The following is a 16,422-nucleotide window of genomic DNA, read 5'->3' on the forward strand; positions in this document are numbered from 1 at the left end:
ATCACAGCGCGGCGGCGATGGCCATACCGAGCTGTTCGGTGCTGGCGCTGCCGCCGAGATCGCGCGTCAGGTGCTCACCCGCTGCCAGCGTGCGTTCAATCGCGTCTAACACCGCATCACCTGCCGCTTTGTAGCCGAGGTGCTCCAGCATCATCGCGCCACACCAGATCTGTCCGATGGGATTGGCGACGCCTTTACCGGCGATATCGGGCGCAGAACCGTGAACCGGCTCAAACAGGCTGGGGAACAGGCCTTCCGGGTTGATATTGGCCGAAGGGGCGATGCCGATAGTGCCGGTACAGGCCGGGCCGAGATCGGAGAGGATATCGCCAAACAGATTGCTGGCGACCACCACATCAAACCAGTCCGGATGCAGCACGAAGTTGGCGGTAAGAATATCGATGTGATACTTGTCGACGCGAACATCGGGGAACTGACCGGCCATGGCTTCAACGCGGCTATCCCAGTAGGGCATGGTGATAGCAATGCCGTTCGATTTGGTGGCGGAGGTCAGGTGTTTCTTCGGTCGACTCTGCGCCAGCTGATAGGCAAACTTCAGGATGCGATCGACGCCAGTGCGCGTCATCACCGTCTCCTGAATCACCACTTCACGTTCGGTGCCGGGGAACATGGTGCCGCCGACGCTGGAGTATTCACCCTCGGTGTTTTCGCGTACCACATAGAAGTCGATATCGCCGGGCTGACGATTCGCCAGCGGCGCTTTAACACCTGGCATCAGTCGCACCGGACGCAGATTCACATATTGATCGAACTCCCGGCGGAACTGCAGCAGCGAGCCCCACAGTGAAACGTGGTCGGGCACCACATCGGGCCAGCCGACTGCGCCAAAATAGATTGCATCAAAGGCTTTCAGCTGTGGAAACCAGTCGTCAGGCAACATTTTGCCATGCTGCTGCCAGTAGTCTGCACTGGCGTAATCGAACCACTCCCAGCGCAGCGGAATGTTAAATTTCTCTGCGGCCGCATTCATTACACGGACGCCTTCCGGCATCACTTCTTTGCCGATGCCGTCGCCAGGGATCACGGCAACAGAGTGAATTTTGTCAGTCACAGGGTACCTTTCCGGTTGATGTTCGAATTGTGTACGCAGTATAACTGTCGCTTACGGGGAAATAATGAGCCTGAAAGGCAATCCAGTGTTGAATAAAAGTAGAGAATCCCGCACCTCCACCGATGATTTAGCCTTCTTTGTTCGCCTGGCTGCGCTGGATAGCCTGACTGCGGCAGCGCGCGAACTGGGACTGTCACTGGCGGCGGTCAGCAAACGTCTGAGCCAGCTGGAGCAGCGGCTTGGTGTGCAACTCCTGCGCCGCACCACGCGACGACTGGAGCTGACGCCGGAAGGCCGCCGCTATCTGGCGGGCGCGCGTCCGTTGCTGGATCAGCTGGCGGCGCTGGAAGAGGCGGTCAGCGGCGAGACCGCCCAGCTGCGCGGCACACTTAACATCAACGCCTCATTTGGTTTTGGCCGTCGGCATATTGCGTCCTGCGTTTCGGCTTTTGCCGCGCTGCACCCGGAACTCTCGCTGTCGCTGCAGCTCAGCAGCCAGCCACTTAATTTTCTTGATGCCCACATGGATATTGATATCCGCGTCGGGGAACCGCCCGACTCACGGCTGGTGGCGCGCAAACTGCGTACCAATCCGCGCATTCTCTGCTGCTCACCCGCCTATGCCGCCCGGCACGGTCTGCCGGAGACAGTGCGCGATCTGGCACAACACAACTGCATTTTACTGCGCCAGCACGACAGCGATTTTACCCTGTGGCGACTGACCAGCGGCGAACAGAGCATCAATCAGAAAGTGCGCGGCAGTCTGATCACCAACGATGGCGAAGTGGCGATGCGGCTGGCGATGGATGGGCATGGCATCTTGCTGCGTTCCTGGTGGGACGCGCAGCACAGTCTGGCGACGGGCGAACTGCTGCCGGTGTTACCCGACTGGCAGGCACCGGATGGCGATATTTTTGCGGTCTGGCAGGCGCAGCGTCAGCTTCCGGCGCGTATTATCGCATTTGTGGCGTTTCTGCAGAGCAATCTGCAATTAGTTGATTAGTCAGGAGTTTAAAGGCAGCTTCTGGCGCGGTCAGGCGCCTGCGGACAATAAATATACCGCATTAAGCTGATTCGGTTGGGTCAGCGTGCCGCTGCGTTTACAGCGTTTTAGCGGCTGCGTATGATTCTTATTCTTTTTATTTCCTGTCTGTCCTCTGCGTTGTGGCCAGCCGGGAGCAGCAGGCAGATAGGGGAGTTAAGTATGAAAGCGTTGTTCAGTCCGCGTACAGCGGCACTTACACTGGCGATGGTGACCACCTTCAGCCTGACGGCGTGCCAGATGCCGGCGAAAAAAGTGGATGCCAGTGCGCCGGTGGTGATGCAGCCCTCCAGCCCCGATAACCTGATTCAGCGCGAGCTGGGTGAAGGTTTGTATGAAATGGCCTATCTGCCAGCAAAAAACGCCCTCTATGTCGCCAGCGCGCAGGGATTCAAAGATATCAGCGGCGGCATGATCTACCGTCTTGATGCTTCTACGCTGCAGAGCACCGGCGCGGGGCACTTCGACCTGAAAAACTTTGGTCTGATCAGCGCGCCTGACGGCAGCGCACTTTACGCCACCAACACGCTGGATGGCGGTATCTCTAAGATCGATCCTGATAACGGTAAGGTGCTGAAGCGCCTGATGTTTGACGAGAAAAACGAGAAAGGCATGCCTTATGGCACGCGTGAAATCTTTCTGCATGACGGGCTGCTCTATGTCGGCGGCGTGGGCGATCCGGGCGTGATCTGGGTGGTTGATGCCAAAACCCTGACGCTGAAAACCCGGATAAAAAATGCCGGGAAGTGGGTCACAGGCATCATCTTCTCGCCGGTCAGCGACCGGATTTATGCGGCGAACGGCAGCGGGGAAATCCTGGTGATCAATCCGCGCAGTGCCAGAATCGAGCAGCGCCTGACGGCGGGTGACGGGCAGGAGTATCTGTTCCTGAATATGGCCGAGGATCCGGCAACCGGTCGCCTGTTTGTGACGGATAATTCAAAAGCGAAAAATACGCTGGTGTTTGATGAGCGCAGCGGCAAGGTCATTAAGCGTCTGAATCTGGGTGATTCACTGGGGATTAAGTTTAATGGCAAGCGCAATGAGATTTATATCAGCCAGCGCGAATCGAAGAAGGTGCTGCAGCTGGATGGCACCACCTATGAGGTGAAAAACAGCTGGTCATTTGATAGCCATCCCAACAGTCTGCTGGTCTCACCGGACGGGCAGACCCTGTTCGTCACCCTGAAGCAGAGCTTCAATGACGATCGCAGCAGTCAGGGACTGGATGGCGTGGCGCGTATCACGCTGCAATAAAAAAAGGCGGCATCGCTGCCGCCTGAATCCTTACTTAGCCACACCTTCTACCAGCACCACGCGGTAGTTAGCGCCTTTCAGACGGTGCGCTTTGGCAGCCTGATACTCCGGGCTGTCATACCAGGCATGCGCGGCTTCGCGGCTCGCGAATTCCAGAATCACCACGCCTTCCGCTTCCTGTCCTTCCAGCGTTTCCAGTTCGCCATAAAAGGCGAGAGGATTGATCTGATGATCGCCGCGAGCCTCGCCCGCTTTCTCGGCATAGATCGCCATTTCGTCCTGGTTCAGGGTGTTATCACGAATAAATACAACATATGCACTCACAGGTCTTTCCTTAAGCTTTTTTATCCTGGGTTTCGGTATCGAAATCAGCGGCATCATGACGCTCATGCAGCTGATCGGCCGGGTCGCCCATGACACGGTTGACCTTGCGGCCACGAATCACAGCAGGTCGCAGCGCGATCTCTTTCGCCCAGCGCACCACATTTTTATAGGACTGCACATCCAGGAATTCGGCACCGCCATACTGGTCATTCAGCACCATGTTGCCGTACCACGGCCAGGTGGCGATATCAGCGATGGTGTAGTCATCACCGGCCAGATAGCGGTTATCTGCCAGCTGACGATCCAGCACGTCGAGCTGACGCTTCGCTTCCAGCGTGAAGCGGTTAATGGCGTACTCAATTTTTTCTGGCGCGTAGTGATAGAAATGACCGAAACCACCGCCGAGGTAAGGCGCTGAGCCCTGCAGCCAGAAGAGCCAGTTCAGGGTTTCGGTGCGGCCAGCGATATCTTTTGGCAGGAAGTAGCCATACTTTTCCGCCAGATAGAGCAGGATATTGCCCGATTCAAATACCCGAATCGGCGGCGTTGCTGAGTGGTCGCTCAGCGCCGGGATTTTCGAGTTCGGGTTTATGTCGACAAAACCGCTGGAGAACTGATCGCCTTCGCCGATACGGATCAGCCAGGCATCATATTCCGCATCGTTGACGTTAAGCGCCAGCAGTTCTTCCAGCAGGATGGTCACTTTCTGGCCGTTAGGCGTGCCAAGCGAATAGAGCTGTAAAGGATGCTTGCCGACCGGCAACGCTTTTTCATGGGTGGGACCAGCGAACGGACGATTAGTTTTAGCGCCGTTACCTTTGGCTTCAGGGTCCCAGGTCCAGACTTTTGCGGGCTGATATGCATTTTCCGACATAATGAAAGTTCGCCTTATGGTGTGGTATTGGTCTGGAGTGTAGCAGGTGCTGCAAAGGGGGTTTAACTCTGCTGGCTGCGCAAGGGCGTGCTGCAGGGGCTGATGTCAGGCGGGCAGCGGCACAGAGGAAAAGTGAATGAAAGTGTGTCAGGCGGGTGGTTCGTTGTCCTGAGCGGAGGTGGCCGTGCAGTCAGCAGCGACAGCACGGCAGACAGGGTTACAGCAGTTCACGCTCAATCAGTTCGCGGGTTTCTACCGCCTGAACCTTCATTTTTTCCGGGTAGCCAAACAGAGACGCCGCGATGATCGGTTCACCGCCGACTTTATAACTGCGGGTGGCAAAGCCGGTGTCGCGCAGCGTTTTGAACAGGGTGTCGAAGTCCACTTCGCCTTCGCCCACGCCGACATGCTGGTGAATGGTGGCATCCACCCCTGGCGGGTTAACGATGTAGCGACAGTGCTTAGTATGGTTCATGGTATCGGCGATCAGCATGTGCGACAGATCGTCACCGGCATACTCCAGCATCGGCTTCACATCGCCTTTGCCTTTGTCATAAAAGAAAGTGTGTGGCGCGCTGTAGATATACTTCACGTTATCGCTGCGGAACGACTTCACGATATCCACCGTTTCGTTATTCTCTTCGCAGAAATCCCACGGATGCGCCTGGATTTCGACGCGGATGCCTTCACGTTCGATGATCGGCAGCAGCTCTTCCATGGAACGATAGAACATCTCTTCACAGATTTCCGGCTCGTTAGGCGTGCCGGAGAGTTCGGTGTTAATCACCTGCACACCCATCTCAACCGCGATCTCAATCATCCGCTTCCAGTTCTTCACCGCCGCCTGACGACGCAGCTCATCCGGGCCGGACCAGCGATAGACCACGATAAACGAGGAGATCTCCAGTCCGGTGGCGCTTAACGCATTCTTATACTCGGTGATGATTTCACGGCTGGCTCTAGGATGCTTATAAAACGGGTTGATCTGCGGATGCGGCGACTGTTCGATATATTTGTATCCCCAGTCGGCCACCTGATGAACCATACGGGTGATGCCTAAATCTTTAATCACATCCACATCAAAAGCGATTTTCATCTTTCTGCTCCGGGCACATTAAGGTTGCTGTTCTTCATTGAAGGTCACGCCAATCTGCTGCCTGACGTTGTCCATCGCGGCCAGGGTGGTAATCGCCTGGTCAAGCGAATGGATGGGCGAATCGATCCGGTTCTGGCCGATACACCAGGCGAAGTGGTTAATTTCATGACAGAGCTGTTCATAGCGACTGGCAGGCTCCTGCCACTGCAGGCGATGACGCCGATCGCTGGAGGTCAGGGTGAAGTTACCGGGCGCATAGAACTGGCCTGAAAGTTCCAGCGTGGCCTCGCGTCCGGCGATCACCGCGCCGCCTGGCGTGTTGCTGAACAGGGTGGTATTCAGCACCGACTGCATGCCGTGCTGATGGGTAAACAGCATCGACGTCTGACCGTTTACACGCCCATCCGGGACGGGCTGGCCCCGGGCGACGATCGTGTCAGGCGCACCGCCGCCAATAAACACGCTAAGTGCCACCAGATAGCTGCCCAGATCCAGCATCGGGCCGCCCGCCAGATCGGCGTTAAAGATGCGGTGATCCGGGGTAAAAAACTCGCCATGATCGGCAATCAGGGTGTGAACATCGCCGAGCACGCCATCCTCTAGCAGCTGACGAATAACGTCATATTTCGGTGTGAAGTTGCACCACATCGCCTCCATACAGAGCAGGTTCGCGGCAGCGGCGGCCTGTTTAAGCTGAGTCGCCTGTTGAGCATTCAGCGCCAGCGGCTTTTCAATCAGCAGATGCTTTCCGGCGGCAATGGCGCGCAGACCATCGGGAAAATGGTGGTTGTGGGGCGTAGCGATATAAACCGCATCAACATCCTCCCGCGCCAGCAGCACGTCGATACTGCCCGTGGCATGGCTGATTGACCATTTGTCGGCAAAGGCCTTCGCTTTTGCCGGGTCACGCGCAGCCACCGCGGTGATCTGCTGGTGGGTGTGCTTGCGCAGTGCATTGGCAAAATGGTCGGCGATCCAGCCCGGCCCGATAATGCCCCAGCGCAACTTTGGTATCTGGCTGGCAGCGGGCAGGCGTGGAAGCGGAAGCGTTGAAGGGAACATAACTTTTCCTTTTGTACGTGCAGGCAGGTGCTGCTCAGGACTCCACTATAGAAAGCCCGCCGTCGACGCTCTAACCTTTTAATGATGTGATCCCATCAACCCGATCGGCGCAGGATTTTTATCCGTTTTAGCAAATGGGCGTTTTAAAGAGAATACAGAAAGAAATGAATGTTTCATTTTGCGAGGACGATCAAGATTGGCGCTGACTTTCTATCAAATAAATGAGAGGAAATGGCCAGGTCGCGATAGAGTGTTAATGTCTCAGATAACAGAATATCAAGGCGTAGCCGTCAGTCAGCGCTACAGAGAGCAGAAACAGGGAGAAGGATAATGTCAAAAGTGACGATGACCGCCATTGCGCAGGCGGCGGGCGTGGGCGTGGCCACCGTGGATCGGGTGCTGAATGGCCGCGCGCCGGTGCGCAGCGTGACCGAGCAGAAAGTGCTGGCTGCGGCCCGCGAGCTGGGCTATCACCTCACGCAGGCACACATCCGGACAACATCACCCCTTGCCGCAGCAACAGTTCGCGTGAGTTTTATCCTGCTGCCTGCCCGCTATTCGTTTTATCAGCAACTGGGCGAGATGCTGAAACAGCAGCTTAAAGCGCAGCAGCCACAGGGCAGCGAACCTGAGTTTTGCTGGCATGATATTCACGAAGTGGAGGCGGTGGCGCACTCGCTGCGTCTGCTGGCACAGCGCAGTGATGTGATTGCGCTGGTGGCGCTGGATCATCCGCTAATTCGTCACGCGATTCAGGATGTGTCACGACTGGGCGTACGGGTTTACGCGCTGTTTTCTGATTTTTCGCCCTGCGAGCATGCGGGGTTTGTCGGCATTGATAATCAGAAAGCGGGGCGCACAGCGGCGTGGATGGCACAGCATCTGCTGCGTCAGCCGGGATGCGTCGGGGTGCTGCTGGGCGATCATCGCTTTACCTGCCAGGAGAGCAGCGAGATCAGTTTCCGCTCTTACCTGCGCGAGTCAGGTATCACCCAGCGGGTACTGGAACCGTTAAAGACTTATGAGTCGGGTGACGGCGGCTATCAGGCAACCCGTCAGTTGCTGGAGACCCATGATGATCTGGTGATGATTTATGCGCCCTGCGGCGGCATAGAGGGCGTGGTGCAGGCGCTGCGTGACAGCGGACGCAGGCAGATCGATCTGCTGTGCCACGGTCCGTTGCCCGGCGATGAGCTGGCGCTGATTGATGGCACCATCACGCTGATGCTGCGTCATCGTCTTGATGTCATGGCTGCGGCGGTGATAGCCACCTGTCTCAACAGTCGGATGGAGCAGCGCGACCATTTTGCACAGGTGACCGTACCCTTTGAAATCGTGACGCGTGAAAACCTGTAAAAAGAAAAGGTTAGCGCCTATTTGATAAAAATCTATCATTTTGTGGGATATTTAAACGCGATCTCTATCAAAAAATGAAACTTTCATTGTTGTCTGAGATGAAATTTTCATTTGATACTGCCAGCAGTTTTCACTGCACAGGCAGATATCATGACCTTTCACATTGCTAATGCGCCCTGTAGCTGGGGCGTGGACGATCCCGCTAATCCCTGGCTGCCGCCGTGGCAGAAAGTCCTGACCGAGGCCGCTCAGGCTGGCTATCCCAGTATCGAACTTGGCCCCTGGGGCTATCTGCCATCCGATGCAGCCGAACTGACCCGGCAGCTTAATGCGCATCAGCTTTCGCTGGTGGCGGGTACGATTTTTGATGATTTGGTCAGTGAAGCGCATTTCCCTGAACTGATCACGCTGACCCACAACCTGTGTCGTACGCTGGCCAGTGTGCCAACCGCCGCCAGAACGCCCGGTGCCAGCGCGCCTTATCTGGTGATCATCGACTTCGGGAATCCGGAGCGGGCGAAATATGCTGGTCAGTCAGAAAAAGCGCCACGGCTCTCCGCTGACGACTGGCAGCGCATGATGCGACACATCACCATTCTCAGTGAGATTGCCTGGCAGGAGTATGGCGTGCGACCGGTGATCCATCCGCATGCGGGCGGCTGCATTGAGTTTGCCGATGAGCTTGCGCGGCTGGTCAGTGATATTCCGCATCAGGTGGCTGGTTTATGTCTGGATACCGGCCATCTCTATTACGCCGGGATGGATCCGGTCGCTTCACTGCAACAGTACTGGACCCGCATCGATTACCTCCACTTCAAAGACGTTAACCAGCGGGTCTGGCGAGACGCCCTCTCTCGCGGACTCGACTTTTTCACTGCCTGCGCGCAGGGGGTGATGTGTCCGCTGGGGCAGGGCGCAATCGACTATCCGGCGGTGCGCACGCTGCTGACTGAGCGTAACTATCAGGGCTGGATCACCATCGAACAGGAGCGTGATCCGCGCCATGCCGACACCAGCCTGCGGGATGTTAAAGCCAGCCTGGACTATCTCCGATCAACAGGATTCTGAGGACAACAGCATGATTAACGGTAAAAAAGCGGCTAATCGCTCACTGCGCTGGGGCATGATCGGCGGCGGCGGCACCAGCCAGATTGGGTATATCCATCGCTCTGCGGCACAGCGAGACGGAAACTTTGTGCTGCTGGCGGGGGCGTTTGATATTGATGCCGCACGCGGGCGTGAGTTTGGTCAGGCGCTGGGTGTGGCACCGGACCGCTGTTATCCCGATTATGCCAGCCTGTTCGCCGGGGAAGCCGCGCGTGAAGATGGCATTGAGGCGGTGTCTGTCGCCACGCCTAATAATACTCATTTCGCCATTTGCCGGGCGGCGCTTAATGCCGGGCTGCATGTGGTGTGCGAGAAGCCCCTCTGTTTTACGGTCGAAGAGGCGGATGAGCTGGAGCAGCTGAGCCGGGAGAAGCAGAAGGTTGTTGGTGTCACCTACGGTTATGCCGGGCATCAGCTGGTTCATCAGGCCAGGGAGATGATCGCCGAAGGGGCTCTGGGTGAGATCTGCATCGTTAACATGCAGTTTGCTCACGGCTTCCATAATGAGGCGGTGGAGTTGCAGAGTGAAAGCACACGCTGGCGGGTCGATCCGCGCTTTGTCGGCCCGAGTTATGTGTTAGGCGACCTGGCGACGCATCCGCTGTTTATCGCAGAAACGATGTTGCCACAGCTGAAAGTGACGCGTCTGCTCTGTTCGCGTCAGAGCTTTGTCGCGTCGCGTGCGCCGCTGGAGGACAACGCCTTTGTGATGATGGAGTATGACAACGGCGCGGTCGGCACGTTATGGGCGTCGGCGGTGAATGCCGGATCGATGCACGGGCAGAAGATTCGGGTCGTCGGATCGAAAGCCAGCCTGGAGTGGTGGGATGAGCAGCCGAACCAGTTGCGCTATGAGGTGCAGGGCGAGCCGGTGCGCATTCTGGAGCGCGGCATGGGTTATCTAAGCCCGCGCGCACTGGAAGAGGACCGCATTGGCGGAGGGCATACAGAGGGTTTATTTGAAGCCTGGTCCAATCTTTATCGTCGCTTCGCGCTGGCGATGGATGCCACCGATCGCCGCGACACCGACTTTCTGCAGGATTTCTGGTATCCCGACGTGCATGCCGGATTAATGGGCGTGCGCTGGGTCGCGCAGTGCGTGAAATCGGCGGATGCCGGTGCGGTGTGGGTGGCGTGCTGAAGCGAGTCTTTAGCGGGGAAGAGGGGGACGCGCCTGCTGCTCAGTGAGAACGGCTATCACCGATGACCAGGTCATAAACGGGCTGGCTCTGGCTCAGAGAGCCAGCCTTGCCTGGTCGGTCTGCTCAGAAGGTGGATCTATTACTGATAGGAAAACGTAATACTCGCCAGTGCATTAGCCGTTCCGGGTACCAGATCGCCCGTACGGATATACTGCGCCTGGAAGGGCAGTGACAATACCTGGTTTGCCGATGAGGTTGTCTGGATAAAGAACTGATTGAGCGTGCCATCAGCCGTACTGTCCGGGCCCATGCTCAGGGGACCTATACCGTTATAGAAAAACTGTACGCCCACGCCCGACGCGGTAGAGTCGCCCGTCAGCGTCACAACCGATGAACTGTTTGACGGGGTTGTCTGGTCGGTCATGACCGCATTCACCGCGATGTTCTGATCACAGGTGAGCGTGACGTTGAACGTCCCCGAAGGTGAGGTGCTGCCCACGGTTGAAAGTGTGCGGATATCCAGCGTGCCCAGATCGACGTTCGCACTTTTGGTGTTGACCGTACAGCCGCTGGCGGCCACCGTGATGGTGGTGGGGTTGATAATGACCTGCGCTGTTTTCGTTTCATTATTGTAGGCCGTCAGAATAGCCGCATGGATGGCTGGCGTTGTGTACAGGCCCGATTTCAACGCGGTTCCCGTTTTAATAAAGGTCACTTTCGCTGACCAGCCCAGATTTGTGGCACGGCCACTCGTGCCTGGAGCCGGATAGCTCTGCGTGATGCCCGTTTGTAACGGCATATACTCCGATCCGTTAAAATCTTTTAGCCCGATGATGTAGCCAATACCCGGTATACCCGTTTCGAAAATTGTGTAATTTACACCATCAACGGTGACCGCCATGCCGCTGGATATAGCCGATGGAGAGGGCTCAAGCGTACCCTTTTCACAGACCCATACCCATCCGCACCAGAACACTTCCTGTACGTCCACTGTCGCACTCCAGGTTGAACCAATAATGTCACCGGGCATCACGGAGTCTGCTGGTCCGGAATATTCCATTGGCTGGGGTGAGAGCGTAATGTCTGATTTCCAGTCCATAGCCAGCGCGCTGGCCGAGGCAAGAAAACAGGCAAGCAACAGTAAATTACGCATCATTGATACTCCGTAGTCCAGGTGGCGATGGCTGAAACGTTGCCAGCATTAACCTCGGCAGTTGTGGCGATTAATCGGGCATAAAAATTCATCTGCACGCTGTCACTCCCCTTCACACCATAGGCGGTTGTCTGGGTATCGAGTGGGACAAGCGCGCCATCTTTGTCGAGGATTTGCACTGCCACGCCTGTCGCTCCGCCCTCTGCCACTTTAATCAGTTGCGGATCAATATCATCCGGCGTGCCGCTAAAGCGGATCTTTACGCCAGAAAAGGTGGGGCCACACGCTTCCAGCGTGAGCGTGAACGGAGATTTAATATTGCTTACCGCACCCGCTTTACTTAATTGTCTGGTACCGATGTCGCCAAGGGAGACATTTTTCTCCAGCGAGTCGGCGGCAACGACGCACGTATTGGCGATCAGATTACCCTTTACCGAAACCAGCACATCGTAACCCCGCACCGGCCATGTGCAGGCGAACAGAAGTACGATGCATACCAGGCGGGTTGTTACTGACATGCTCCCTCCAGAGAATAGAGGCCCGTGCGGGCGTTAAAATCCTGCTTATTGAGCTGATAGCGAACAGAACAACGGGCCGCGTTATCTTTTCCCCAGACCGCGTTAAGCGTACCTTTCAACGGCAGACCCGATAAATAGATGCTGCCACCATCACCCACAATGCTGCTGACCTCGCTGTCTGCTAACGCGACGACGGTACCAAAAGGTAATTCCTTGCCGTTCTGGCGTAAGACAAACATCGCTTTTGCACCCTGTTGCGTAGTGATAGTGGCTCGCACCAGCGCGCCGTCGGTTGGTGTTTTGCTGATGATGGCATTATCGAGTTCCACATCACTGCCTGCGGTCGTGGCGTCGAGGCCGACCCGATTAACGCGGTAGGGCGTGGCGTAGGGGATGACGGCATAACCCCGGCTGTCGGTTTTAATGCTGCGGTGATTAAGAACCGCAACCTCGCTGGCTCCGGGTGCTTTGATCAGAATATTGGTATTGCCCAGCGGCTGGCTCAGCGTCAAACCATCTTCGTGTAAAACGGCACCACCGCTGATGCCATAGCTGAGATTCCGGGCATCACGCCCGTAGCTGTAACCCAGGTTGTACTGGCCCCGATGGTCTTTATATTGCAGTGCAGCATCGCCGCCATACTGTTTCTGTGCGTTGTAGCGCTGATTTACGCTGTAATAAAGCTCGTCTTTTCCAGGCACATAACCACTGACGCCACCGCTGTAGGTTGTTCCTGCTGATTTCCCCTGAGTGGTGGAAAAACGTGCGCGTGTCGAATTTTTGGGATCGCCAAAGGGTATCGAGAGCGACAAGGCCAGAATGTTATCTTTACTGTCATCATACAGACTGGTACTGCGCTGGAAGCTCACGCCCAGCGAGGCAGTTCGGAATGTCGTATTCCATGCAAACTGAATCCCCTGTGTCGTTTTCGACGTATGCCAGTAGGTTTGCTGATCCCAGGAGAGCGACAGAGAGCCATATTCGTCCATCGGCTGCGAGAGCTGCAGCTGGTTTCTGGCCTTGCGTGACATCCGAAGGTCGTAGAGATTTTCATAGCGGGTGGTGACAGTGCCGTCCGCTTCCACGACCTGTTCTGGTCTGCCACCGCTCATTCTTTTATAAGCCGTATCGCTGAGGTTATAGAACCCTTGCGTGGAGTAACGCAGCGAATAGAAATTTACGCGTGTCCCGATGTCGTTGAGCAGTTTGCTGTAGCGCAGGCGTACGGAGTCGCCCGTATAGCGCTTATCATCTGCAAGCTGGCTCCGGGCATGGGTAACATCCAGTGAATAGGCTCCCAGGCGGCCCAGGTTCTGACCGATGCCCACTGCAACCCCGCGATAACGCTCGGAAAGCTGAGCGCCACCATAAAAGGTCAGTCCATATCGCCAGCCATAAAAGAGTTCACCCTGGGCAAATGTCGGCGCAGCCTGATTATTGACCGGCTGGAATTTACCCGCACTGAGGGCATATTTAACCTGGCCGCTGCGGACCAGATTAGGCACGCTGGCGAAAGGCACATTGAACTGAGTTTCGTAGCCATCGCTCTCCCTGATAGTGACAGAGAGATCACCCCCCGAAGACGTGGGATAGAGATCGCTGAGCACAAATGGCCCGGGCGATACGCTGGTTTGATAAATAACATTGCCGTTCTGTCGTACGGTGACGATAGCATTGCTGCGCGCAATCCCCCGAACTTCGGGCGCGTAACCGCTCAGGCTTGCAGGCAGCATGTTGTCATCCGTTTTAAGCGCCAGCCCGCGGACACCGACGGAGTCAAACACCTGAGATGAGGTGTAAGTTTCTCCGGCATAAAGCTGTGCGCCCAGCGCCGGAACATCGCGCTGCAACCAGGTCTGTACATGGTTCAGCTCATTCGTGTCTTTGGTCCAGGTGGTATAGTCGCGCAGTCGCCATGCGCCAATGTTTATGCCGCTGTTCAGACTGGCAAACAGCTGTTGATCGCGGGTTTTGTTTTCACCTTTATAGGTATTATTCGAGCCGTTAATGACATAGTTCAGCCACCCGGCATGAATGCCATGTTCCCAGTTTTCCGGACTGACGTAGCCGCGTGGCAGATTACGCATCCTGCTCTGCGGTACAGTGATGTTGAGCGTGAGGGTTTGCGGCTCATAGTCCGCGCTGCTGCCGGGAAACAGTGTGCTGAGGAAATAGCACTGTTTTGCCAGCGGCAGGCTGACACCCTCTGCCTGTGCCATGTCGACGCCAAGCGCATCAAGCTGGCTGGCCGTCAGACAGGCTGCAGTGACCTCCTGCCCGCTGGATTTATCCACCGCAAAGATGACGTTGCCCGTGAAGGCATAATTCTTGTTGATATAGACGTTGATATTATATTCGCCTGGCGGTAAGGCACTGCCTGTATTAACCCAGGATAAATCAGCCACTGACGCGCTCTCGCCATTAAGGAAGGCGGGGTTAAAGTGTAAATCGCTCTCCGCGGCTGCGGTATACCGCATGGCATGGAAAGCCACCACCGCACAAACGATTTTCATTTTCACGCGAGCATTCCTCAATGAGTTTATTTACGGTTCAACGGGACGCGGGTTACAGGTGTCCATGCACCGTAGTCATTGATGGTCTGAAAAGTCAGCGATGTAGCCCGGCTGAACTTCTCCTCCAGCGTGGTACTTGATTCAGGTGGCAACATCACAGGCTTAACCGCCTTACCATCAACGTTGAGATTGATCGTTGTGATGAACCAGGGCGTTGGGTTGCGCAGCACAACTTTGCCCGCGCTGTATTTACCGGTGATTTTTTTCCATGCTTCGTTAGCATTACCCGGAAGTGAAGCGGGACGGTAAAATACCTTAATACGATTCGCAGAGGCGAACTGCAGCGAGTTACCTGCACTATTTTTTGTTTGCTGAGGAATAGCCTTAACCGTTATCCAGTACAGCGATTCACGATCCTGCGGCAGAGATCGACCATTAGAGATGATCTTCACCACGCTTTCCGTTGCTGGTTTTAAAACATAAAGCGGCGGCGTAATAACGAAATCCTGCGTGCGCTCCCCGCTGGCATTTTCCATCCAGGATTGAATTAAAAACGAGGCCTGTGCGTGCGTATTTCTGACCTGCAATGTTGATTGTTTTGCATCAGCGGAGTAGACCATACGTGTCGCCCCTAACCCCACTCCACCAGCGTGTACCGCCGATGAAAACAATGTGGCAGCCAGACAAACCCAGCTTAAAGAACGCATTATTTTTCTCCTGAACGTCTATTCATGCCCGGTCGTTAAACCGGGCATGATGATTACGAGTAGGTTACGGTGTAAGTGGCAACTGCACTGGCATCGCCCGCAGTCGCACCACCGGTTGGCGAATAATATTTAGCGCTGAAGTTCAGAGAGTTAGCACCTTTACGCAGTGGAATCGCTGTGGCTGCCTCGCCCAGTTTCATGATGTTGCCCTGCTCGTCATAAAGACGAATGGCCACATTCTGCGCTGATGCAGCGCCGCCGTTTACACCTGCTGCCAGGCTGTTGGCATCATTACTGTCTGGCGTACCGGAGAAGGTCACTGCGACAGTGGTGGCCGCAATAGGTGTCTCTTCTGTCGATGCTGAGGTATCCGCAATTGCGCAATCCTCAAGGGCGATAGAAAACGTTTTAGCCACGCTTGCTTCACTGCCTGCAGCGGCCAGCGTAGCCGTACGCACTTCACCCATATCAACATCAATGTTTGCGCTGTTGGCGCTGATGGCGCAGGCTGATGTCACAACGCTTCCGTTAAAATTGACAGAACCACCGCTGGTTGTTGCCGCCATAGCTGAGCCCACCGGGAACAGCGCTGAAACACCAAATACCAGAAGGGCTTTTTTATTAAATTCCAATTTCATGTGATCACCTTTATTATTGAGTTTGCTTTGTTGTGTTTTGTAAATAACGACTGACAATAAATATAAGAAATATTTTTATTGTAAATTTACGAAAATATCGCAGTTGAGGTTTTATATATAATTTATTTTTTTCTTTATTATTTTTTATGGCGTTGTGCTGTATGCGGGGTGATGCCCTCCTCTTAATAATAAGATGGGGGCATTATAATTTTTTTAAGAAAAAATAACCTGTGATTTTTTATTATACAGGCGAAGTATTGAAGAATAAGTATTGTATATTGGATATCCATGTTAATAAGTTATTTTATTTTTACTAAAAATAATGAAATTTATAAATGCAATAATATTTATCAGGGTGGAGAATGATTTCATTCTCATTTGAGGCGTATATTATGTGTGCGTCTATCGCAATGAAAGAGATGTAAGTTATCTCTGCTGCCCACAACATATGCTTTGATAAAGATCAGAAAAGATCGTTTGCAATGATTTAAAAAAACCATTCCGGACTATCGGATAAAATGGGGCTGGCCCGGACAAAGAGTAATCAGCAGGCTCAATGTC

Annotated in this window: 15 protein-coding genes; 5 read left to right on the forward strand and 10 right to left on the reverse strand. The window is 54.9% G+C overall.

What is annotated here, in order from left to right; genetic code table 11:
- Nucleotide 1 precedes the first annotated feature (1 nt).
- Nucleotides 2-1,072, reverse strand: coding sequence for a tartrate dehydrogenase (locus tag FOV68_RS15125; protein ID WP_033787519.1), 1,071 nt, complete (start codon nt 1,070-1,072; stop codon nt 2-4).
- A gap of 64 nt (nt 1,073-1,136) precedes the next feature.
- On the opposite strand from FOV68_RS15125, the gene FOV68_RS15130 reads away from it, so the two are divergent.
- Together FOV68_RS15130 and FOV68_RS15135 are read left to right on the forward strand one after the other, a co-directional pair.
- Nucleotides 1,137-2,075: a LysR family transcriptional regulator gene (locus FOV68_RS15130; RefSeq protein WP_031593619.1), complete on the forward strand. Its 939-nt coding sequence runs from the start codon at nt 1,137-1,139 to the stop codon at nt 2,073-2,075.
- Between the two features lie 201 nt (nt 2,076-2,276).
- The gene (locus FOV68_RS15135; protein WP_143991145.1) at nt 2,277-3,371 is read left to right on the forward strand and encodes a YncE family protein; all 1,095 of its coding nucleotides are present in this window, start codon (nt 2,277-2,279) and stop codon (nt 3,369-3,371) included.
- Nucleotides 3,372-3,401: 30 nt separating this feature from the next.
- Here the strand turns inward: FOV68_RS15135 and FOV68_RS15140 are convergent, their stop codons facing one another.
- From FOV68_RS15140 to FOV68_RS15155, 4 genes are all read right to left on the reverse strand, one after another.
- Nucleotides 3,402-3,695: a DUF1330 domain-containing protein gene (locus FOV68_RS15140; protein WP_010252030.1), complete on the reverse strand. Its 294-nt coding sequence runs from the start codon at nt 3,693-3,695 to the stop codon at nt 3,402-3,404.
- 10 nt (nt 3,696-3,705) lie between these two features.
- The gene (yghU, locus tag FOV68_RS15145) at nt 3,706-4,569 is read right to left on the reverse strand and encodes a glutathione-dependent disulfide-bond oxidoreductase (protein ID WP_031593621.1); all 864 of its coding nucleotides are present in this window, start codon (nt 4,567-4,569) and stop codon (nt 3,706-3,708) included.
- A 217-nt stretch (nt 4,570-4,786) separates the two neighbouring features.
- Nucleotides 4,787-5,665, reverse strand: a complete 879-nt coding sequence (locus FOV68_RS15150) for a sugar phosphate isomerase/epimerase family protein (RefSeq protein ID WP_143991146.1) — start codon at nt 5,663-5,665, stop codon at nt 4,787-4,789.
- A gap of 18 nt (nt 5,666-5,683) precedes the next feature.
- Nucleotides 5,684-6,727: a Gfo/Idh/MocA family protein gene (locus FOV68_RS15155; RefSeq protein ID WP_039386990.1), complete on the reverse strand. Its 1,044-nt coding sequence runs from the start codon at nt 6,725-6,727 to the stop codon at nt 5,684-5,686.
- Nucleotides 6,728-7,057: 330 nt separating this feature from the next.
- On the opposite strand from FOV68_RS15155, the gene FOV68_RS15160 reads away from it, so the two are divergent.
- The 3 genes from FOV68_RS15160 to FOV68_RS15170 all read left to right on the forward strand — a co-directional run bounded on the left by FOV68_RS15160 (nt 7,058) and on the right by FOV68_RS15170 (nt 10,331).
- The gene (locus FOV68_RS15160; protein WP_039386989.1) at nt 7,058-8,083 is read left to right on the forward strand and encodes a LacI family DNA-binding transcriptional regulator; all 1,026 of its coding nucleotides are present in this window, start codon (nt 7,058-7,060) and stop codon (nt 8,081-8,083) included.
- Between the two features lie 150 nt (nt 8,084-8,233).
- Complete coding sequence (locus tag FOV68_RS15165; RefSeq protein WP_143991147.1) at nt 8,234-9,151, forward strand: TIM barrel protein; 918 nt, start codon at nt 8,234-8,236, stop codon at nt 9,149-9,151.
- 10 nt (nt 9,152-9,161) lie between these two features.
- The gene (locus FOV68_RS15170; RefSeq protein ID WP_143991148.1) at nt 9,162-10,331 is read left to right on the forward strand and encodes a Gfo/Idh/MocA family protein; all 1,170 of its coding nucleotides are present in this window, start codon (nt 9,162-9,164) and stop codon (nt 10,329-10,331) included.
- Nucleotides 10,332-10,471: 140 nt separating this feature from the next.
- On the opposite strand, the gene FOV68_RS15175 is transcribed toward FOV68_RS15170, so the two are convergent.
- From FOV68_RS15175 to FOV68_RS15195, 5 genes are read right to left on the reverse strand one after another with little or no spacing between them, the layout of a single operon-like run.
- A complete protein-coding gene (locus FOV68_RS15175; protein WP_031593629.1) occupies nt 10,472-11,488 on the reverse strand; it encodes a fimbrial protein in 1,017 nt (338 codons plus the stop codon).
- Nucleotides 11,485-12,003, reverse strand: coding sequence for a fimbrial protein (locus FOV68_RS15180; protein WP_143991149.1), 519 nt, complete (start codon nt 12,001-12,003; stop codon nt 11,485-11,487). Before FOV68_RS15180 ends, FOV68_RS15175 begins: the two co-directional genes overlap by 4 nt.
- On the reverse strand, nt 11,994-14,522 hold the full coding sequence (locus FOV68_RS15185; protein ID WP_143991150.1) for a fimbria/pilus outer membrane usher protein: 2,529 nt from the start codon (nt 14,520-14,522) through the stop codon (nt 11,994-11,996). Before FOV68_RS15185 ends, FOV68_RS15180 begins: the two co-directional genes overlap by 10 nt.
- Nucleotides 14,523-14,542: 20 nt before the next feature.
- Nucleotides 14,543-15,223 carry a molecular chaperone gene (locus FOV68_RS15190; protein ID WP_143991151.1) on the reverse strand — a complete coding sequence of 227 codons (681 nt, stop codon included), beginning with the start codon at nt 15,221-15,223 and terminating at the stop codon, nt 14,543-14,545.
- Nucleotides 15,224-15,276: 53 nt separating this feature from the next.
- A complete protein-coding gene (locus FOV68_RS15195) occupies nt 15,277-15,861 on the reverse strand; it encodes a fimbrial protein (RefSeq protein WP_143991152.1) in 585 nt (194 codons plus the stop codon).
- Nucleotides 15,862-16,422: the final 561 nt, after the last annotated feature.

It is taken from the genome of Pantoea sp. paga (assembly GCF_007558755.1).
GTDB classification, from domain to species: Bacteria; Pseudomonadota; Gammaproteobacteria; order Enterobacterales; family Enterobacteriaceae; genus Pantoea; species Pantoea agglomerans.